Source organism: Bdellovibrio sp., assembly GCF_047637665.1.
Classification (GTDB): Bacteria; Bdellovibrionota; Bdellovibrionia; order Bdellovibrionales; family Bdellovibrionaceae; genus Bdellovibrio.
In genome coordinates, this window is record NZ_JBLJBT010000043.1 from 63,274 (window position 1) to 83,100 (window position 19,827).

Below are 19,827 nucleotides of genomic sequence, written 5' to 3' on the forward strand. Positions count from 1 at the left end.
CTTTAGAGTCTTTCTTACGGTCACGGTCAAAACGTCCGCCACCACCTCTAAAATTACCTTCAAACTTGCTAATGGGAAACCTCCAGGGTTCTAGTTAGTCGTTGCAGCCTTCGCAAGAGAGGACTGCAATTGTCTTGTCGTAATATCGTCCAAAATCGTTTTCATTAACTCATCCACCGTCAGGCCTTTGTGCTCAGAGCCGTCTCTGAGACGCAAAGACACGGTCTTCGTCTCAGCCTCTTTATCCCCCACAATAATCATATAAGGGATTTTCTGAAGCTGAGCCTCACGGATCTTATAATTAAGCTTCTCATTACGGCGATCAAATTCAACACGAACTTTGTGCTCTTTGAGAAGTTTCATAATATCTTCACAGAACGTATTCACACGGTCCGTCACATTCAGGATGCTGACCTGGGTTGGGCACAACCACGGAGGCAAATGCCCCGCCGTATGCTCCAGGTAAACCCCGATAAAGCGCTCCAAAGAACCCAAAACCGCTCTGTGCAACATCACAGGGCGATGTTCTTTGTTGTCCTCACCGGTGTATTTTAAATCAAAAGCCTCTGGCATATTAAAGTCGACCTGAATCGTTCCCGTCTGCCATGAACGCCCCAAGGCATCCACAAAGTGGAACTCAAGCTTAGGACCATAAAAGGCCCCCTCGCCTGGGGAGTATTCAAACGGCAAATTCAAGCCATTCAAGGCATCGGCCAAGGCACCCTCGGAACGATCCCACACACTGTCATCACCCATTCTATTTTCTGGGCGAGTCGCCAAAAGAATTTTATAATTCGGCATTCCCAAGGTTTGATAGATTCGATTCAACATCTCAACGAAACGAGAGATCTCGACCGTCAATTGGTCCATCGAACAGAAGATATGAGCGTCATCCTGGCAGAACGTGCGCACCCGGGTGATCCCGTGGATCGCTCCCGATTTTTCATAACGGTGCAAACGACCAAAGTCCGCAATACGCAAAGGCAGCTCACGGTAAGAGTGCTTTTCCGCGCCAAACATCAGACAGTGACAAGGACAGTTCATGGGCTTTAGAGCATTCTCACGCTCATCAAGCTTCGTGAAATACATATTGTCCTTGTAGTTGGCATAGTGACCGGACTTCTTGAAAAGCTCCGTATCAAAAACCTGCGGCGTGATCACTTCCTGATAACCATATTCCAAGTACAAATCACGGATGTAGTTCACAAGTTCATTGTAAACCGTTGAACCCTTGCCCGTGAAGAAGGGAGACGCTGGAGCAAATTCATGGAACATGAACATGCCAAGCTCTTTACCCAATTTGCGGTGATCGCGCTTTTTGGCTTCTTCGAGATTGTGAAGATAAAGATCGAGATCTTTTTTATCGCCGAACGCGGTGGCGTACACACGCTGAAGTTGGGCGTTCTTTTCATCCCCTCTCCAGTAAGCTCCCGCCACGGAAAGAAGTTTGAACGCTTTGATCTGTCCCGTGCTTTGCACGTGAGGTCCACGACAAAGGTCAAACCATCCTTCGCCGTTGAAGTAAATCCCCACAACTGTCTCACCCTTTGAGGCCAAGTCTTCAATCAACTCCACCTTAAAGCGTTCGTTCATTTTTTTGAAGGTCTCAATAGCTTTAGCGATCGGCCAATTTTCACGACGAATCGGAAGATCCTTAGCGACGATCTCAGCCATCTTCTTTTCAATTTTTTCGAAATGCTCTTCATTGAAGGCAAACGGAGAATCAAAGTCGTAGTAAAAACCGTTGTCGATCACCGGACCAATCGTGACCTTCACCTCTGGCCAAATATCTTGAACCGCTTGAGCCATGATATGCGCGCAAGAGTGACGAATCACCTCCACCGCCTCAGGGCTTTTGGTGGTGATCAACGCCACCTTGGTTTGGTCCTTAAGAGGCATACGGAAATCAGAGATTTCGGTTGATCCATTGATTTTGACCCCAAGAGTTTCTTTGGCCAAACGAGGGCCAATGGACTGCGCCACTTCGAGCGCCGTTGGTTCATGGTCAAAAACCTTCGTAGAGTTATCCGGCAGAATGATTGTAACTTGTGACATTAGCTTGCTTGCACTCCGGCTTCGCCGGAGCATGAAAAGGTCGTCGTGAAACGATCAGTACTAGTTAGAAAATGTGATGAATAATTATGCATTTGCATCACATTATTAGTAATCCGCCTAGCACAAGGGGTCAAGCACTCACCGCAAGAAATTGCACACCTATAATCTGTTCCCCGGCGGTGGTCGACACAACCCAGCGAACTTGAGACTCCACGGACACCCAGCGCCCATGGCGATTTTGATACATCAAACTGACAAAGTCCTTCACGCGAACTCCACTTTGCCCCAAGGAGACCTGCGCGCCTCCCTTTGAGAAGTCATTCATCAACCCTTCACGGAGGAACTGGACCCCACCACCCGTGGGCGAGGCTTCCGCAACAACAGATTTTTTAAGCATCACTTGGGACTGAACCGGAACCCGCTCTTGCTTTCGACTTTTCACTGGCACCCCCATGAGGCGACGAGTCACAAGGCTCCCAATACGCGCCCCTTCAGACTCAAAAAGGAAAAGCATCTTGGGACTCATCAACGACATCTGATAAGCCGCACTTTCAATAGTTTGCACAATAAAGATAAAGGACAGTTTCGCATTGAACTGAAACCAGCTCGCAAAAGCTTGAACCGTTCGCAAACTAAGAAAATCAGACCGAACCACCACGCAGACCTCTCCTTGTTGAGACATTAAGTATTGCTTTAACTCCTCAGTGTTTCGAGAAAAGTGCCATCGCACCCCCACCACCCCCTGAAGATAGGGAGGTAGATTTTGACTCGAACTGAGATAGATAAGTTCCTGTACGGGCTTTTTATTCATATAAAGATCTATTGCAAAGCTGAAGCCCAAACCCCAACTCAACCCTGGCGCTTCCGACTGTCAAGCTCGTGGACAGTCGCACATAAAACTTTAAACAACATTGCTAAATTACTGATTTACCAAGCGAAAAATGCAAATCACTATCAACTCAATATTTTACCAAGGAGAACTCATGAAAACTCTTATGATTGCGCTCGTGGCCTGTTTGGCTTTCACATCTTTAGCTTTTGCCGAAGAAACGATGGGCCAAAAAACCGAGAAGACTCTAGAGACCGGCAAAGAAAAAGCCAAAGAACTGGCCTCTGAAGCTAAAGTCGAAACCAAGAAAGCCGCCCGAAAAACAAAACGCATGGCTAAAAAAGGCATGCATCGCGTGGAAGAGGCGACCTGCATGGAGGGCGACGCTGCCTGTGCCGCGAAAAAAATGAAAAATCGCATGGAAGAAGGGAAAGACACCACGGTCGACAAAATGAAAGACGTCAAAGACGAAATGTCGAAATAACTTTGCCCGGTGCCTGGACCTCTCAACGGCAACGAAGAGCGATCTCCCGCAGCTCTGACAAATCGTCACAGTCAAAACGTGAAATTCGACTGCAGACATAATCTATGCAAGACACGTCGTAAAGGCCTCGACACATATCCGTGACTTCGAACACCTCGACCTTTTCATCACAAGCAAACCGACTCACACGACTGCAGATACTGCGCACGCAATCGCCATTCACGTTGCGACATGCCTCCGACACCTCCAGCATATCCTCCCGATCATCGCATTCAAATCGACTCATCTGGGCACAAACCGCATCAATGCATCGACTGGGAGATCCTCCGGGAGAACACTGCGGAGGTCGAGGCGAAGGACGAGGCGGCGTATTGGGAGGTGGCGCATTTTCAGGAGGGTCCGGCAAGGGTCGTGGACGCGGCTGAGCCAAATTAAGATAGTAGGCATCGACCAACTGCTGAAGCCTTTGCGAAGAAGTCACTGCAAAACTATCGATTGAAATCAACAATGACAGAACAAAAAAAATCGAAATCGCCAGACGCATAAAACCTCCCCCTTCATGCTCAGGGAGATCTCAAAGCAAGCTCAAGGCTTTCCCAAAGAAAGAGACAAAATACATCCCACACATTTCTTTGTCTGAACCTTGGCCGAATTTTGTCAAATGAGCTTTATGCCCTCAGCGACGATTTGGGCTGGAGAATTCCTTAGAAAAATTCCATAAAAAAAGGGAACTCTGAAGAGTTCCCTTTTTGAGAGGACTATGAAGTTCCTCAATTAGTAAGCAACGTGGTGATTGACAGCCTCATGAAGACGAGGATCCTTCAATGGAACCAAGCTGTGCTTGCTCCAGAAAGACATGATCGTCAGCAAGAAGACCCCTGCGAAACCAGCAAAGATACCGATCTCCCAGAATCCGAAAGTCACATGACCATCGAAGAAGTTAGGATAAACCATCCAGTAGATATCCACGTACTGCATAACCAAAACAAGAGCCGACACCAACAAAACGTGGGTGTCATTTCTCTTAGCACCACGGGGAAGAAGCGCCAAGAAAGGCACAACGAAGCGGAAGATCAAAAGGGCCATAGAAACGCCCATCCAGCCGCCTTGTGCTCTCATGATGTAGTATTCAGTCTCTTCTGGTAAGTTAGCGTACCAAATCAACATGAACTGAGAGAACGCAATGTAAGCCCAGAAAATAGAGAAGCCCTTTAGGTACTTCACTACGTCATGCTGATGTTCTTCAGTCACATAACCTTTTACATAGCCATGACGCTTCATCAACACAACAACAATTGCCAAGAAAGCCATACCCGCTTGGAACATGCCCGAGAAAGTATAGATCCCGAAAATTGTTGAGTACCAAGTTGGCAACAAAGACATCAACAAGTCCACGCTGAAAAAAGAGAAGGCCAAAGCAAAGAACACCAAGAAGCCCACAGCCGGAGATACGTTTTTATGCGTCAAATTCGCATCACCCGTTTGGTCTTGCTTCAAAGAGTTACCAACCATCACATATTTGAAGAGCATACAGCCGACAGCAAAGATGAACAGACGTACAACAAAGAAGCCGGTGTTCAGGTATCCTGTTTTAGCGGCAATAACAGCATTGTTCGCCACAGTCTCTGAATTCGCCCAAGGATAAAGATGTTTGAAGCCTACCAAAAGGATCAAACCGCCCACGAGGATTCCAGGAATGAAAGCCGTTGTTGCTTCCGCATAACGACGGATAGAAACAGACCAGCCCGCTTTTGATACATTATTGAGTGCAATCCAGAAAAGCCCGCTCACACCCATGGCAGAGAAGAAAAAGAAAGCCACCAAATAAGAAGTCCAAAGACGCTCTTGGTTCTTCATCAATCCGACAACAAAAGTCAAAAGACCGATGGCGATCAAGGCGAAACTCAAAGTTTTGAGTTTCGCAGGAGCTTCAAATTTAGATACATGTAGATTTACGTGATTATGTTCGCCCATTCTAAAACCTACTTCGATTGCTTCTCAAGGAAGCGAATGTAGTTAACAACTTGCCAACGATACTTTTGAGGAATGTGAGAAGCGTAAGGCCCCATCACACCCTGCCCCATTGTGATCACATGATAAAGGTGTCCATCCGTCCATGCCTTCACCTTGTCACTCACCACTGGAGGTGGCTTCAAAGCCATTTTGTCGGTCAAAGTCGCTTTCGCAGCAACCCCGCCCTCACCTTTGTAACCATGGCAAAGAGCACAGTTTGTTTCGTAGAATTTTTGACCTACGATCAAAGTGTCTTCATCCACTTTGCCAGCAAGAGGATTTTTCAAATTCTTAGATGCAGCCTCCACATCAGTTCCGTATTTGTAGGGCTCAAAACCCACTGGAACTGTGTTTTCCGGAGGAACTCTCATTCCTCTGTGGAAAGGAGAGCTTTCATCATACTCCTGCGCCTTGATTGCAGGAGATTCCATCATGTCTTGGATAACTTCAATGTTGGGCTTATTGCCGCTAGGACCACAGCTGGACAAGGCCAAAACTGTTAAGCCTGCTGCTGCAACACCCATGGATAAGTTCACGAGGCTTCTCATTTAGTACTCCGTCTTTTTCACTTCAGTTGCGCCCATCTCTTTGAACATCTTCTCAATTTTGGATTCATCATACCCAACATCATTGAAAGGAATGAAAATCGCAAACTTGTGACAGCTAAGATCTGGATCAATATTGGGAGGATCAATGCGTGGAATTTTACACGCATAGAACAACGCCGCTACCGAGCAAAGAGCCGCAAACAAGATCGTCAATTCGAAGATAATAGGAATAAACGCAGGCAATGAGAAGAACGGTTTACCACCGACATTCACCGCCCAGTCCACTGCAGAAGTCCACCAGGTCAAAAGAAGACCCAGGATCATTCCCACAAAGCCCGACACGAACGTGACATAAGGAATCCATGATCTTTTAATGCCACAAGCTTCTTCCATTCCATGAACCGGATAAGCAGAAATGGCTTCAAATTTTGTAAAACCCGCTTCGCGTGTTTTACGAGCCGCCTTAAGAATGAGATGCTCGTCAGTCCAGATACCAGCGATACCTTTAGTATATTGAGCCATTAGTGGTGCCCTCCTTTTTCGTCGTAACCCACATGCAATACGGGCTTCACTTCCGCGATGGAGATCGCAGGGAACAAGCGCAAATACAACAAGAACAAGGTCAAGAACATACCGAAGGATCCAACCAGAACCCCCGTATCAAACCATGACCACGCATACATACCCCAGCTTGATGGCAAGAAGTCGCGATGCAAAGAAGTCACTGTGATCACGAAACGCTCAAACCACATACCGATGTTCACGAAGATGGAAACAACGAACATCACAGGGATTGAACGACGCATTTTCTTGAACCAGAACAACTGAGGAATCAAAACGTTACATGACACCATTGTCCAGTATGCCCAGCCGTAAGGACCGAAAGCACGGTTGATGAACACGAAACGCTCGTATTGGTTGCCAGAGTACCAAGCAATGAAGAACTCAGACGCGTAAGCGTAACCAACCAACATACCTGTGGTCATGATGATCTTATTCATCACTTCCATATGATCCAAAGTGACGTAGTTCTTGAATTCAGGGAATCCGATACGCACCAATGTCATCAAAGTCACAACCATCGCGAAACCAGAGAAGATCGCTCCGGCAACGAAGTATGGAGGGAAGATCGTCGTATGCCAACCTGGCAAGTTAGAAACCGCGAAGTCGAAGGAGACGATTGTATGAACCGACAAAACAAGTGGAGTCGAAAGACCCGCCAAGATCAAGTAAACCATCTCATAGTGGCTCCAGTTCTTAGCAGTTCCACGCCATCCCAAAGAAAGAGCGCCATAAACCTTACGACGAAGTGCATTTTTAGCACGGTCTTTAATCGTCGCGAAGTCAGGAACCAAACCGATGTACCAGAAAACCATTGATACAGTCGCGTAAGTAGAAACTGCGAACACGTCCCAAAGAAGTGGAGAACGGAAGTTCACCCACAAAGGTCCGCGTTGATTTGGATATGGGAACAACCAGTAATCAAGCCACGGACGACCTGTATGAAGCAAAGGGAACAAGCCCGCGGTCATAACCGCGAAGACCGTCATCGCTTCCGCCGTACGCGCAACCGAAGTTCTCCACTTTTGACGGAACAAGAACAGAACCGCCGAGATCAGGGTGCCGGCGTGACCGATACCGATCCAGAATACGAAAGTTACGATCATCGTACCCCAGAAAACCGGACTGTTAACTCCGAGAAGACCGATACCGATGCCGACAACCGCAGCAAGAATTCCGATGTAGAACAACAACAACGTTTTTGCACCTAAGAAAAGACCGATCCAACCTCGAGAGGGGAATCTTTCTACCGGTGCACAGATATCGTCAGTCACATCCTTTAAGGACTTATTTCCAAGGACTAATGGGCTACGCTTAATCATGAGTGCTCACCTTGTTTTGCAGTACCGTGACCTTTGTGGTCACCAGTTGATTCTTTATCATTGTTACGAATTTTCGAGAGGTAGCGAACCGATGGTTTTGCATGCCACTCTTCCAGAAGGGCGTATCCACGCTCTTCTGTCTTAAAGATCTTAGCAACCTGGCTGTTCGCATCGTTCAGATCACCGAACGTGATCGCCCCTGCTGGGCACGATGTCTGACAAGCCGTCTTCACGTCGCCATCTTTCAATGGACGTTTTTCATTACGGGCTGTTGTTTTTGCATCCTGAATTCTATGAACACAGAATGTACATTTCTCCATCACCCCGCGCACGCGAACGCCGACGGAAGGATTCAAAGCCATGTTCAAAGGCTTCTCGATCACCTTCGCATAGTTGAACCAGTTAAAGCGACGAACTTTGTATGGACAGTTATTCGCGCAGTAACGAGTTCCCACACAACGGTTGTAAACCATGTCATTGAGACCTTCATCAGAGTGAACAGTCGCAAGAACAGGACAGACCGTTTCACATGGAGCATTATCACAGTGTTGACACATCACTGGTTGGAAAACCGCTTCCGCATCCGCAGGATTGCCCGTGTAATAACGGTCAATACGGATCCAGTGCATTTCACGACCTTCGATCACATACTGTTTACCAACAACTGAAATGTTATTTTCAGATTGGCAGGCAACGACACATGAAGAACAGCCAGTACAAGAGTTCAAATCAACAGCCATGCCCCACTTGTGACCACTGTATTCGTGGCCAGACCAAATAGACCAAATTTGGTGTTTATGGATGCCCGCATCTTTCTTCTTATTATAGTCTTTCAAAGTCGCTTCTGCGACGATGCTACGACCTTCCATAGAGTGATGTCCTTGCGTGATCGCAAGTTCATACTTCTTATGAAGTTTCGTGAAGGTTGCAGTTTGACCCGAGAATACCATCTTGCCGTCTTTAGCTATCGCTAAAGCAAACGCATTTTTACCGATACCGTTTCCAACTTTACCCGCATGAGTACGCCCGAAACCTACAGCAATCGCCAAAACATCATCATGAAGACCTGGTTGGATATGAACGGGAAGTTCAATTTTCTTTCCACCCACTGTCAACTCAACGACAGACGCCTGTTTCAAGTTGTGTTTTTCAGCTGTCGCCAAAGACACCATGATGTAGTTATCCCAAACAATTTTTGTAATAGGATCTGGAACTTCATGAAGCCATGAAACGTTATTCAAAGAGCCATCGCCCATTTGCGATGTTGGGTAAAGAACAAGTTCAAATCCCTCTTTCGCAGCCGCAGGCTTAATAGAAGTGAATGCATCCACTTTGAATGAACGAGCGGACGAACCTTTACTCAACTCTCCAGCAAAACCTTTTTGCAAAGTCTCTTGCCAGAAATCGTCAAAGTCTTTTCCTTTACCCACTTTAGGGTAAACGTCTGACTTCCAGAAAACTCTCAAGTAGTCATAGAAAGTCTCATAGTCTCTTAGACGAGCCGGGCCTACATTCGCCATGTATCCCCAAGTCATCAAAGAAAGCTGGAAAGAACGAGTGTCGTACATTGGGCGGATCGCAGGTTGGCAGATTGTGTACACGCCACTTGCCAATTCTGCATCACTCCAAGACTCTAGCGCATGATTGTCTGGAGTCACAAAATCTGCGTAGACACCAGTTTCGTCGATACGATCGCCTGTGTAGACAACCATTTCAACTTTCTTAACAGCGTCAGCAAAGCCCATTTCCTCAGGCAATACGAAAGCAGGGTTAACTCTGTGGATGATCAAAGACTTCACTTTGCCATCCTTCATGTCTTGAATAAGAGATGTCATTTCAGAGTAAGAGGCTTTCAAACCAGGGTTTCCACCCTTAGCATCAACCGTCTTGCCTTCGTTCTCTAAAACAGAGTTCAAGAAGTTCACGGCCACTTGAAGTTCTTTGGACTTTTCAGTCAAAGTCTGCAAGCCACCAGCAACAACCAAAGACTCACCTTTATTGGCCAGAAGATCTGCAGCGACTTTCGCAAACAACTCTGGCTCGATTCCCAATTTCTTAGCTGTGTCAGCAAAAGGCGCCAACGCAGACTTCACTGCTGCATTTCCAGCGTAGGAAGAAGCCCCTTTTTTCACGATGATTTCATGAAGAAGGCCCATCACAACATCAAGCTGCTGAGAAGGTTTGATCTTGAAGCGGATATCCGCATTTGCACCCGTCAAAGAATAGTTGGAGTCAAAAGACACCATACGATTCATGTTCTTGATGTCTTTTCTGCCGTTCGCAAACTGATTTGTGAAGGCTGTTGGAGAAATCCAAGTACCCAAGAAATCTGCATCAACTGATACGATCATTTTAGCTTTGTCGAAACGATAAGCAGGAACGACGTCATCGCCGTATGCCGCTTTTTGCCCCTCACGAACTTCTTCGTTCGCAAACGCTTCCCACATCACGTGTTGAGCTTTGAAACCTTGAGAGAAATCGCCGATCACAGCGCGTGTTGCCGGAGACGAAATCGCTCCCGTCAAAACAACAACGCCACCTTTTTTAAGTTGATCAACGACTTTTTTATCAAGCTCTTCCCACTTGACGTCGACCAATTGACTGTTGGTCTTTTTCTCATTGAAAAGATTGCGTTTAGGTCCCTGAAGTCTTTCAGGATCATACATATTAAGTAAAGAAGCCTGAGAACGGATGCTCAAACCGCTCATGCTGAACGGATGACCCGGATTTGCTTCGATCTTAATGGGGCGACCTTCTCTGGTTTTTACCAGAACGCCCAATCCTTCTGAACCGTCAAAGTAGGCAGAAGAATAGTAGTTCGCAATACCCAAAGTCACTTCTTCAGGCTGCTTGTTATAAGGGACAATTTTTTGTACGGGACGGCGGATACAGCCCGCACTTGCCATGGCAATGGACGCCCCCATCAGTTTCAGGAACTCACGACGAGCCCAACCATCCTCACCGTCTTTTTCACGAAGCGGAGAAGATTGAAACTCGGTTTCAGCCATTTTCATGAACTCAGGATCATTCTTCCATTGTTCTAGGCTCAACCAGTACTTATTATCGCGCTCAATCGTTGGACGAAGCGCTTTTTTCATTTCTAATTCATTATCATGATGCATTTCAGACATGGTACCTTCCGAAATCCTTAGTAGTGACAAGTTGAACAGTTGAGAGGTGCTTTATTCTCTGGCTGACGATGACAGTTCACACACCAACCCATGGAAAGATCAGAGAACTGCTGAACCTTAGTCATTGTCTCGATCGGACCGTGACATGTTTGGCAGTTCACGCCTTTTGCAACGTGGGCGTTGTGATTGAAGTGAACAAAGTCTGGAAGCATGTGAACGCGAGTCCATTCAATGGAGGCACCGCTATCATAAGCTTCACGAAGCTTTTGAATATTGGGTCTATCTGTTCCCACCTGAAGGTGACAGTTCATGCACGTTGAAAGTGCAGGAATATTTGCGTGCTTCGTTCTTTCCACCTGATTGTGGCAGTACTGACACTGCATTTTGTGTGTTCCCACATGCAGGGAATGGTCAAAAGGAATTGGTTGCTCTGGAGCATATCCTTTATTGTAACCAAACCCAGGCTGAAATTTGCAGCCTGTGAGAAGTGTTGAAACCATGAGCGCGCCTAAAAACGCCAATGCGCTCGCCGCCGATCTGTTGAATACCCGATGCATAATCATCCTTCGCTAACTCACTACGGTGTGGGCCAAAGACAAACGAATGCTGTCCTAATTTTAGTTTGCACCTATTTAATGGTGGAAAAGTTCTGTTGTCCATCATCTTTTTGCAAACATAATGAAAAAGAAGGACTCCCACACATTTTCAGCACACTAACTCAGCAACACCCGATCTCTTCAACCCGTTGTTACTTTAACCTTTACGTTTTCCTGCTCTAATCATACTGACGTAGATCACCATCAAGATATGTGCTGCCACAAAAGCAGACACGTACTCAACCCCCCCGGCCCCAAAGCCGTAGGAATGAAGCCCCGCACCAAGAACGAAGTTCACTCCATACCAAGCCATGATCACTAAAGAGAACGTGATAATCGCCGTCACTACCATTCCAAAATGTTTGATCATACCCGCATAGCGCGCATGAAGAACCGCCAAGTACCCAAGAAGCGCAATCAACGCCCAAGTCTCTTTTGGGTCCCAACCCCAGAAACGACCCCATGAATAATCAGCCCAGATACCACCCAGGATAATCCCCGGGGCCAAGAAGGCGACACCAATTTGCATAGAACGATAGATCCCCATCACCACTGCTTTGATCTTTTCGTGATGTTTTTCCTCGCCACGCAAATAATAGATTAAACCAATATCACCCAAACCAAACGCCAAGAAGAAAGCCGCATAACTAATAGTGATGGTCATTACGTGAATGGTCAGCCAATAGTTGCTACGCAAAACCGGCTCTAAAGGTTGTAGAGTCGGGTCTAAAACTGCCGGAGCAAAATCGGCGATCACAAGACCGAAGGCGGCAACCAAAGTCCCTGCAACTAAAATAAGACGGAATTTGTAGATGATCTCTAAAATCGCCGCAAAAAGGACCACGCCCCAAGAAACCCACACCACCGTTTCATACATATTCGAAACGGGCGCTCGATCCATGATGTACATACGCACACCAAAGCCATAGGTGTTCAAAACAAAACCAATCGCCAGAAAGACCCAGGCGATTTTCATCAAGGACTCTTTACTTAAAGTCCACACCAACAACAAAACGATGAAGGCCAGGAAGTAAAAGATATAAGCCCAACGGAACGGATGGAAGCTATTGTAATGAACCTCGGCGGGAATCGTTCCACTGTGTTCATAAAGCCCCGGATTGACTGCACGCGCAGACTCTTCAAAGCCTTTAACGGCATTGTCAAGATCTACGGCTGTTTGCGAAGTGCTCTCATTCTTTGCCATCGCCCCGATGTGGTTCACAAAGGCCTTGGTCATCGCCAGGAATTTTTCTTGCTGAACCGGTTCTAAATCAGCCACTGCCACCCAAGAATTCCCTTCTTTAGGCGGAACCAATTTCAACATCCGGCCTGCCGCGATTTCCTGAAATACGAAGAACTGATTTTCTAGGCGTTGCAATGCTTGGAAGTAAGGATTGAGTTTTTCTTTTGACTCGCGCTTCCCTTGAAGCTCTTGACGAAGCAACGCAAAACGTTCGCTGCCAAACAACTCTTCACCAGAAAAGTAACGCTGATCTTTCGGAAGCTTCATGGCCTCCAAAACTTCGTGATTACGAACTTCAAAAATCTTTTTATCCTGCCAAGCCTGTGGCGACAACATCCAAGTCATCACGATCTCTGTCGCCGCTCGGCCTTCATAGGTCGTCTTGCCGTAGACAATCTCCAACATCTCCCGCGAGAAGCTGTCGTAGGGCTTAATGCGACCGCCGTCTTGCACCGGAAGATACTTTAGCGCATCACCTGCTTTTGCATAAACCGTCACACTCAATAGCAGAGAGGCCAGTACCAGAAAAAACTTCTTCATATTCAATTCCCGTTTTCCTTTTGCGACTTGCGCGCAATTCTAAAATCGAGGTGTTTAAACCACATTAATAAAACAATCCCTAAACTCAGCACCAAAGAACCAAGGTATTTTAAAAAACGTCCTGGATCTTGGTTGACAGAAAAAATCGAAGCCACCGGTTTCCCCTGCTCCTCTTGGAAGCTGGCCTGATAAATCGTAAGTCCCTTGTATTTTAAGGGCTCATTCATTGAAATCAGATGCTCACCGGAATCAGGAACCTCTACAACACTTTGATAAGCCATCGCACGCATCGTTCCTTGGTAGCGACTGACTTCGAAGTTCTTCAGCTTCAAAGGAAAACCCAAATCCACACGGCGATTGCCGTAGGTCAAAAGATAGACAGCATTGTTAGTAAATAACTTCGTCATATCGTTCAGCAAAACCCAGTGTTCTTTACCTTCAAAAAGAATTTTAATCGCCGAGGTCGTCATCGGCGACGGACGCTCTGCGGGCTTTAAATCCCACTCTTCAAGGGCTGCTGGCAAATAGCGCAAAACACGGAACTGCAACGACATCTTGTAGCCAGGATCAAAGACATCCCCTTCTTTAACCACACCTTTTTTCAAAGGTGTGGCGCTGTCTTTTTGAAAGACCACATAACGAAGCCCCTCTTTAGAGGGAGTCAGGAATATCTCATTAGCCTCACGACCTTTTTCAGGAGCCGGTCCCAGATGAATCTGCGCGGGTCCGAAATTATGAGTCGCCACCGTATCCGACTTTCTTTGCACCAACCACTCAATCACGTTGACGTTGGCGTTTTGCAATTGAAAGCGCAGGCCGGCTCCGCCCTTACCGGACTCATCAGCAACCACCTTGCGGGACGGAATCACGTATTTTTGATAGTCGACAATGCGAATCTCGCCACTCAAAGCGGGCACGATAAAAGGATGTTCGACTGTGGGGGGTTTTTTGAAGAAATCCACTTCTTGCTCAAGTGTTTTGGAATAGCGATCCCCATCAAACGAAGAGTAAACAACCAGATCCGTCTCGGCGACCTGAACAAAGTTGTTGGTTTCACCAATCCCCACTCTCATGGAACCATCAAGACCATACTCCATGGTCAACCACGCGCCGGCTAACAGAATGATGATACCAATATGTGCAAGAACAAAGGCTGCGTGGCGCTTTCGCCAAGGCCACCGATCCAGCATCACCGCCGTCAAATTGATGACCAACAACCCCATCACCGCATACATAAACCAAGTGTCATAGACGAGCTTCTTGGCGGCATAAGCATCGTACTTAGCCTCAACAATAGTGCCCACGGCCGTAATCGCCGCAAGGGCCACAATGATGAACACCGCAAGCTTCAAAGAAGCCAAGGGCTTATTAAGTCTTTTGAGAAGAGATTTCTTTGGCACACTAGTATTATCCAATGAGCATGTCCTTGCTGAGAGCCAGTTGTTTTTTGCGTATTGCTATCAATAGTTTAAGTGCCGTTCACTGACTACGCTTTTCCCTCTTCGACGCTCTACATTATATGCAGCAAATTGTTGCGGACATAGCTCAAAGCAAAAAGGACTTTCTCTTGAACCTTCTTGGCCTCTTCAGGCTTTAGCTTCTTTGATTTTTCATCCATATAAAGGGATCGGTTCATCTCCACCTGAAGAGTGTGCTGCTCTCGCTTCGGGTCTCCATACTGCTCCGTGACACGTCCACCAAAGTACGGCCAGTTGTAGCCGACCTTAAAACCCGCCGTCGCGTAAGCCGCAATCACCAGATCCTTAAATCGCGGGTCACAACTTTTTCCCTTGCTGTCACTGACCACAATATCTGCCCGCAGCTCTCCCGGATCACGATGTTCGCTGGTGCCCAGGGAAGGCATGCTGTGAGCATCAATATGATAGGTCTTCTTAAAATCTTTCTCATGGAGCTTTTGATAAAGCTCTCGAATGCCCGCATGGAAAGGTTCGTAAATCAATTTAACAAGTTCCTGATGAACCTCAGGAGTCATGGGCTCTTTCATAATCTCGTGCTTGTAAGTCGTGATGACCCAATGAAATCCTCGATTGTGCATCCCTGCGGGGTTGGGGTTGCCGATAACGGATGAAGCATCTACATCGTCGGGAATACGGTTGAGATCGGCGGCATAACGATGCCATTCCGTTTTCACATAAGGGATATGAAGCTTGTGCAAGGTCGGCTCATAAAGAAAATCCACATAACGATCGACATCACACATCAAAATTTCCTCTGGCAGAGTATTGAGCCACGGAGTTTGTGGTGGAATTTTTTCTCCCGAATGCGGGATCGTTACGATCAAAGGCACTTCATTTGCTGTCATGTTTGCTCCCGTAAACTTACCCTTCTACCTTGACCTCTTGCGCAGAAAAAGCAAGACTTTAATAAAGGACTTTTATTATGACGAACGCTCCCAAAGCTAAAATTTATACGCGCACAGGTGACAAGGGTACCACACGCTTGGTCGATGGCTCTTGTGTAGAAAAATTCAATCCTCGCGTTGAAGCTTATGGAACCGTGGACGAACTCAACAGTTATTTAGGCGTCGTCCGTTCTGCTCTGACCGGCTTTGCCGACCTCAGAGAGTTAGACAGCCCCCTTGAAAAGATTCAAAATGAACTCTTTAACATCGGCAGCCTCCTTGCCACTGAAAAAGAGGAGGTTTTTAAAATGCTTCCTCCGATCACCGAAGAACAAATTCGCTTTATTGAAGTTCAAATTGACGAGATGAGCGCACAACTTCCAGAGCTTCGTAACTTCATTCTGCCAGGAGGACACCCTGTCGCGGCCCATCTTCATGTGGCACGCACGTTCTGTCGTCGCAGTGAACGGCGCTCTGCGGAGATCGCCGTCAAAGATGACCGCTATCTTCCCGCTCTTCAATACCTCAATCGCCTCAGTGACTATCTTTTTGTGGCGGCTCGCTGGGTGAATTTCAAGACTCAGCACCAAGATGTTCTGTGGAAAAAAACTTAATGAAGCTCGACATCGCCAAACCGGAAGATTCTCAAGCGCTCACTGAGTTTTATAAAAGCTTCCCCTTGCGCGGCCTGGTCGAAATGAAGATTGATCGTGATGGGGATTTTTTTGCTCCTTACTCGATTCAATCCGATCGCCATCTCACTTATCTTTTAAGAGATGAAGATAAACTTGAGGGGATGGCAAGCTTCGTCATGCGTGATGTTCTTCTCGACAACAAGGTCCGCCCCGTTGCTTTTGGCCGAGATCTACGCATCTCTTCCAATCGCCGGGCTATTTTGGAATGGTCTCAGCATTTTTTACCCGTGATGGACGAGGTCTTTAAAACCTTTGGGTGCGAGTACCTGTTTTCGGTTTTAAGCATGAGCGAGGTGCAAGCGCTGAATGCCTTCGTTCGCCCCCGCACAATGAAGCGCCCTTTACCTCACTACTATCTTTTCCGACGCTTCAACATGGCCTCGGTTCATGGACGCCTGCCTTGGGCCAGCAATCCCCTTCCACATCTGCGCATTCGCCGAGGCAACTCATCGAACGTGGATGCCTTGATTTATTATATCTCTCAAAAATCAAGACAGAAAGATCTGGCGACAGTTTGGGACACCTACAGCTTCTATGAGAAATTGGAGCGTTGGAAAGGACTCAAGCTAGAAGACTTCCTGATCGCCTTTGACAGGAATGAAAACATTGTGGGCTGCGCGGCCCCATGGTCTTCAGGAGGTTTGCAGGATTTTATTCCCATGCAATACTCGCTGCGAGCCCATAACTTCCGCCAGTTTTTAAAGTTCGGGAAGATGCTAGGATGGACCCGCACTTTGACGAAGCCCTATTCACGCCTGAAGATCGAAGCCAGTCTGAATTTTAAGTACATGAATTTTCTTCTGGCCGATAACGGCGATATTTTTGAGAGTCTTCTTTGGAAGGCTTTCGACGAGGCCCAAGAAAACGAATTTCTGGTCTATAATCAGACACGCTCTGAGTACATCTATCGTCGCCCGCCGAATTGGATCTCGGCAAAAATGCCGTTCGGGGTTTATCTATTAATGCGACCCGATCAAGAGCCTCCTTCATTCTTGCACCCTGCTAATGAGAAGGCTGTTGAGATGGAACCGTTTTTTTCGCTCTAACAAACGCCCGGCCCCAGCGAAATCCCCCCGGGACCAGAATTGTCCCTCTCTCCCATTTCTGACACCCCTCGCAGAATCAACTCGTCTAGAAACCACGCTCCTCCAGCATACGTCTTGCACATCATCCCCTCAGAGGTGCATCGGTGCTGTTAAATGCAAAACATCTCATTTTGAGACACGTCCTCCAAGTCCTGCTTGGAGTCGGACTGCTATGCTCTAGCACGGTGGCTCAAACCGCACAGATGTCGACCGCACAGAAAAATGGTATTTCTTCGGCGGACCGTATCGCCACCGCCTTGATAAATTCTCTTCCTGATTCCGGCGTGAAAAATGGACTCAAAAGATATTATCAAATTCTGGATCCTCGAGCTTACGCGACCGACACTCAAGTCGCCTCTAAAAACTCTGGAGTGAGCAACTATTTTCAACACCACTTTTCAAACAACAAATGCTTCGCAGAAAAGGCATTGTTATTCTATCGCGACTTACGATTGAGCACTCGCCAAACCCAACTCATCGACGAAAAAGAGAATCGCCATAGTCGAACCTCTTTGGGAGACAAGGCAGGAATGAATCGCAAAGACTTAAAACCCGGTTGGCTCTATGAAAAAGCTCTGCACTATACCAAAGGGAATCCCAATGCCGCCCTCACTTTGATTGGCATGTGTGGCCATGATGATCTGAAACAAGGTGAGTTTCTCAACGACACCGTCGAAGAACAACTATTGGCAAAGGGTTATCGCCATGACGAGTTTTTTGAACTGCCTGACGGCGAAGAAAATCAAGAGTCCCCCTGTCCAGCCAGAACCGCCGATTTCTATATCGCTGGCGCTTTGGCTGACAATGCCGATATTGATGCTTCATTAAAAAGAAGAATTCTAGAAACTCAATACCCCGGCAAAAAGGCGGAACAAGTTGCGAGCAAGAACTACCACGTTTTAGGCGCGGCATTCATGACTTGCCAAATGATCGAGGCCGGACTGAATCCTTTGCTGGCCGTGAAGGTCGAATCCATGGCGGCCAATCTTTATCGTGGCATTCGTCTTTGCCAAAATATCGAAGTTCCCGCACATCTTTTCTGGCGCCTGCAACGAGATCAACAAATCAAAGGACGCCCCCCTCGCCTTCGCTTTGAAGAGGCCGTGATTCAAAATGCTCTTGCCAAAGGGCGCAGCAAACAGTGTCAAACCAAGAGTGCGAAAGAAGATGTTTTTTGTGATCTCCTCAAAGCCGTCGGAGCCCCTCTGGAGCTCGACGTTCCTCGCCTTGAACAACGTGCTCAAGGACTTCTTCAAGCTTATATGGATAATATGATTGCCAGTGGTCTTTATGCTTCCTGGCATGTCAGCGGCGAAATTGCCGGCGTTAGCCTGCCCTGCTCGCGCGATCAGCTCTTCGGTCCTCATCCCTTTATGAAATGGCTGGTCTCCCAGACGGAGTTGCCTCTCAATATTTGTGGAAGTGGATTGACAGCCGAGTCGTGCCGAAAGGCCCTGGCAAAAATTAAAAGTTGGGAGATTGATTTTGATTGGACTGTTTCACAGCATGTGGCCGGTGCGAAGTTCGCCGCTCGTGTGTGCAAGCCCCATCCACAAAACAAGACTTCGCTGGACGAGTTCTGCAATTAGACGCCGCCACACACCTGACTCTTTTTGCTACCTCAATGGCGCCAAAGGGCACTCATTGAGCCTTATAACAAAATTAACCCACTATAAGTCTTTAAAACGGCGGCAAGGTCTTTGCTGAGTCTTCGTCATATCTTAATATATGGAGGTCCGTGTGAAGAACCATTTATGGGTTGCTGCCCTGATGATCGCTTTGTCCCCGCTCACGTCTAATGCCGAGAACTTGGTTGAAAGCTCCAGGGACCTGAACTTCCGTCTGAAAAGCACCCAAGATCTTCTTTTCGGAGTCACTAACAACGCCGAACAAGATAGACATTACCAAATCACCCAAAAAGAGCTGCAAGGCGTTCTGCGTATCATTCACCGCGACGAACTCTCCGCGATGGATCTAATCAATCTCAAACTCAATCTCAATCTAGATTCCCGTTATAACGAATTGTCTGTTGATCAAAAAATCGATTTAGAGAAAGTCATGACGGATGTTTCCTGGGTGCGTTCCAGAATGTCGGAATATGAGTTCTTCAGCAAATTCCACTGTCGTTTTGCCGTCCGGGACAATCCTTTAGAGGAACTTCCCAACGACTCTTTTATTAAAAATCCAGCTCAATACCGCGATCAGATGCCTCGTGAGATTATTGATCACGCCGAAGAGACTCGCGGAGATCGCGCCGTGATCGGAATGTGTTGGGATAAAGCCGAGAAAGACATTTTAAACTCTTGGACCCAAGAGATTCGCAAAAAACAGTTTCAACAGTAACTGAAGATAAAAAAAAGATC

At 47.1% G+C, this 19,827-nt stretch carries 17 protein-coding genes; 5 read left to right on the forward strand and 12 right to left on the reverse strand.

The annotated features are described in order from the left end of the window. Positions 1-90: 90 nt before the first annotated feature. Both thrS and ACM64D_RS14680 read right to left on the reverse strand, forming a co-directional pair. On the reverse strand, positions 91-2,055 hold the full coding sequence (gene thrS, locus ACM64D_RS14675) for a threonine--tRNA ligase (protein ID WP_415063979.1): 1,965 nt from the start codon (positions 2,053-2,055) through the stop codon (positions 91-93). Positions 2,056-2,185: 130 nt separating this feature from the next. Further along, positions 2,186-2,737 carry a PilZ domain-containing protein gene (locus ACM64D_RS14680; protein WP_415063980.1) on the reverse strand — a complete coding sequence of 184 codons (552 nt, stop codon included), beginning with the start codon at positions 2,735-2,737 and terminating at the stop codon, positions 2,186-2,188. 301 nt (positions 2,738-3,038) lie between these two features. Here ACM64D_RS14680 and ACM64D_RS14685 point away from each other — a divergent pair, with 301 nt between their 5' ends. Further along, the gene (locus tag ACM64D_RS14685) at positions 3,039-3,368 is read left to right on the forward strand and encodes a hypothetical protein (protein WP_415063981.1); all 330 of its coding nucleotides are present in this window, start codon (positions 3,039-3,041) and stop codon (positions 3,366-3,368) included. Positions 3,369-3,390: 22 nt separating this feature from the next. Here ACM64D_RS14685 and ACM64D_RS14690 read toward each other — a convergent pair whose 3' ends face one another. The 10 genes from ACM64D_RS14690 to ACM64D_RS14735 form a co-directional block, all read right to left on the reverse strand. After that, positions 3,391-3,912: a hypothetical protein gene (locus tag ACM64D_RS14690; protein WP_415063982.1), complete on the reverse strand. Its 522-nt coding sequence runs from the start codon at positions 3,910-3,912 to the stop codon at positions 3,391-3,393. Between the two features lie 230 nt (positions 3,913-4,142). Continuing rightward, on the reverse strand, positions 4,143-5,342 hold the full coding sequence (locus tag ACM64D_RS14695; RefSeq protein WP_415063983.1) for a molybdopterin oxidoreductase: 1,200 nt from the start codon (positions 5,340-5,342) through the stop codon (positions 4,143-4,145). Between the two features lie 8 nt (positions 5,343-5,350). Beyond that, positions 5,351-5,929, reverse strand: coding sequence for a c-type cytochrome (locus ACM64D_RS14700; RefSeq protein ID WP_415063984.1), 579 nt, complete (start codon positions 5,927-5,929; stop codon positions 5,351-5,353). Then, positions 5,930-6,451 (reverse strand): DUF3341 domain-containing protein, encoded by a 522-nt coding sequence (locus ACM64D_RS14705; protein WP_415063985.1) that lies wholly within the window; start codon positions 6,449-6,451, stop codon positions 5,930-5,932. After that, on the reverse strand, positions 6,451-7,812 hold the full coding sequence (gene nrfD, locus ACM64D_RS14710; RefSeq protein WP_415063986.1) for an NrfD/PsrC family molybdoenzyme membrane anchor subunit: 1,362 nt from the start codon (positions 7,810-7,812) through the stop codon (positions 6,451-6,453). The genes ACM64D_RS14705 and nrfD overlap by 1 nt, the downstream gene beginning before the upstream one ends. Further along, positions 7,809-10,943, reverse strand: a complete 3,135-nt coding sequence (locus ACM64D_RS14715) for a TAT-variant-translocated molybdopterin oxidoreductase (RefSeq protein ID WP_415063987.1) — start codon at positions 10,941-10,943, stop codon at positions 7,809-7,811. The genes nrfD and ACM64D_RS14715 overlap by 4 nt, the downstream gene beginning before the upstream one ends. A 17-nt stretch (positions 10,944-10,960) precedes the next feature. Next, positions 10,961-11,500, reverse strand: coding sequence for a cytochrome c3 family protein (locus ACM64D_RS14720; protein WP_415063988.1), 540 nt, complete (start codon positions 11,498-11,500; stop codon positions 10,961-10,963). A gap of 196 nt (positions 11,501-11,696) precedes the next feature. Next, entirely contained in the window at positions 11,697-13,322 is a 1,626-nt protein-coding gene (locus ACM64D_RS14725; RefSeq protein WP_415063989.1) for a cytochrome c biogenesis protein, read from the reverse strand. Positions 13,323-13,324: 2 nt separating this feature from the next. Beyond that, the gene (locus tag ACM64D_RS14730; RefSeq protein WP_415063990.1) at positions 13,325-14,722 is read right to left on the reverse strand and encodes a cytochrome c biogenesis protein ResB; all 1,398 of its coding nucleotides are present in this window, start codon (positions 14,720-14,722) and stop codon (positions 13,325-13,327) included. Positions 14,723-14,832: 110 nt separating this feature from the next. Continuing rightward, the gene (locus ACM64D_RS14735) at positions 14,833-15,645 is read right to left on the reverse strand and encodes an N-formylglutamate amidohydrolase (protein WP_415063991.1); all 813 of its coding nucleotides are present in this window, start codon (positions 15,643-15,645) and stop codon (positions 14,833-14,835) included. 77 nt (positions 15,646-15,722) lie between these two features. Here ACM64D_RS14735 and ACM64D_RS14740 point away from each other — a divergent pair, with 77 nt between their 5' ends. From ACM64D_RS14740 to ACM64D_RS14755, 4 genes are all read left to right on the forward strand, one after another. Next, a complete protein-coding gene (locus ACM64D_RS14740) occupies positions 15,723-16,298 on the forward strand; it encodes a cob(I)yrinic acid a,c-diamide adenosyltransferase (protein ID WP_415063992.1) in 576 nt (191 codons plus the stop codon). Beyond that, positions 16,298-17,425: a hypothetical protein gene (locus tag ACM64D_RS14745; protein WP_415063993.1), complete on the forward strand. Its 1,128-nt coding sequence runs from the start codon at positions 16,298-16,300 to the stop codon at positions 17,423-17,425. Before ACM64D_RS14740 ends, ACM64D_RS14745 begins: the two co-directional genes overlap by 1 nt. A 170-nt stretch (positions 17,426-17,595) precedes the next feature. Next, positions 17,596-19,053: a hypothetical protein gene (locus tag ACM64D_RS14750; RefSeq protein WP_415063994.1), complete on the forward strand. Its 1,458-nt coding sequence runs from the start codon at positions 17,596-17,598 to the stop codon at positions 19,051-19,053. A 151-nt stretch (positions 19,054-19,204) separates the two neighbouring features. Further along, the gene (locus ACM64D_RS14755; protein ID WP_415063995.1) at positions 19,205-19,807 is read left to right on the forward strand and encodes a hypothetical protein; all 603 of its coding nucleotides are present in this window, start codon (positions 19,205-19,207) and stop codon (positions 19,805-19,807) included. Positions 19,808-19,827 lie beyond the last annotated feature (20 nt).

What these genes read in the sequence shown, in the direction of transcription:
- thrS (WP_415063979.1), bottom strand. Translation starts at nt 2,055, where the DNA reads ATGTCACAAGTTACAATCATTCTGCCGGATAACTCTACGAAGGTTTTT.
- ACM64D_RS14680 (WP_415063980.1), bottom strand. Translation starts at nt 2,737, where the DNA reads ATGTCTCAACAAGGAGAGGTCTGCGTGGTGGTTCGGTCTGATTTTCTT.
- ACM64D_RS14685 (WP_415063981.1), top strand. Translation starts at nt 3,039, where the DNA reads ATGAAAACTCTTATGATTGCGCTCGTGGCCTGTTTGGCTTTCACATCT.
- ACM64D_RS14690 (WP_415063982.1), bottom strand. Translation starts at nt 3,912, where the DNA reads ATGCGTCTGGCGATTTCGATTTTTTTTGTTCTGTCATTGTTGATTTCA.
- ACM64D_RS14695 (WP_415063983.1), bottom strand. Translation starts at nt 5,342, where the DNA reads ATGGGCGAACATAATCACGTAAATCTACATGTATCTAAATTTGAAGCT.
- ACM64D_RS14700 (WP_415063984.1), bottom strand. Translation starts at nt 5,929, where the DNA reads ATGAGAAGCCTCGTGAACTTATCCATGGGTGTTGCAGCAGCAGGCTTA.
- ACM64D_RS14705 (WP_415063985.1), bottom strand. Translation starts at nt 6,451, where the DNA reads ATGGCTCAATATACTAAAGGTATCGCTGGTATCTGGACTGACGAGCAT.
- nrfD (WP_415063986.1), bottom strand. Translation starts at nt 7,812, where the DNA reads ATGATTAAGCGTAGCCCATTAGTCCTTGGAAATAAGTCCTTAAAGGAT.
- ACM64D_RS14715 (WP_415063987.1), bottom strand. Translation starts at nt 10,943, where the DNA reads ATGTCTGAAATGCATCATGATAATGAATTAGAAATGAAAAAAGCGCTT.
- ACM64D_RS14720 (WP_415063988.1), bottom strand. Translation starts at nt 11,500, where the DNA reads ATGCATCGGGTATTCAACAGATCGGCGGCGAGCGCATTGGCGTTTTTA.
- ACM64D_RS14725 (WP_415063989.1), bottom strand. Translation starts at nt 13,322, where the DNA reads ATGAAGAAGTTTTTTCTGGTACTGGCCTCTCTGCTATTGAGTGTGACG.
- ACM64D_RS14735 (WP_415063991.1), bottom strand. Translation starts at nt 15,645, where the DNA reads ATGACAGCAAATGAAGTGCCTTTGATCGTAACGATCCCGCATTCGGGA.
- ACM64D_RS14740 (WP_415063992.1), top strand. Translation starts at nt 15,723, where the DNA reads ATGACGAACGCTCCCAAAGCTAAAATTTATACGCGCACAGGTGACAAG.
- ACM64D_RS14745 (WP_415063993.1), top strand. Translation starts at nt 16,298, where the DNA reads ATGAAGCTCGACATCGCCAAACCGGAAGATTCTCAAGCGCTCACTGAG.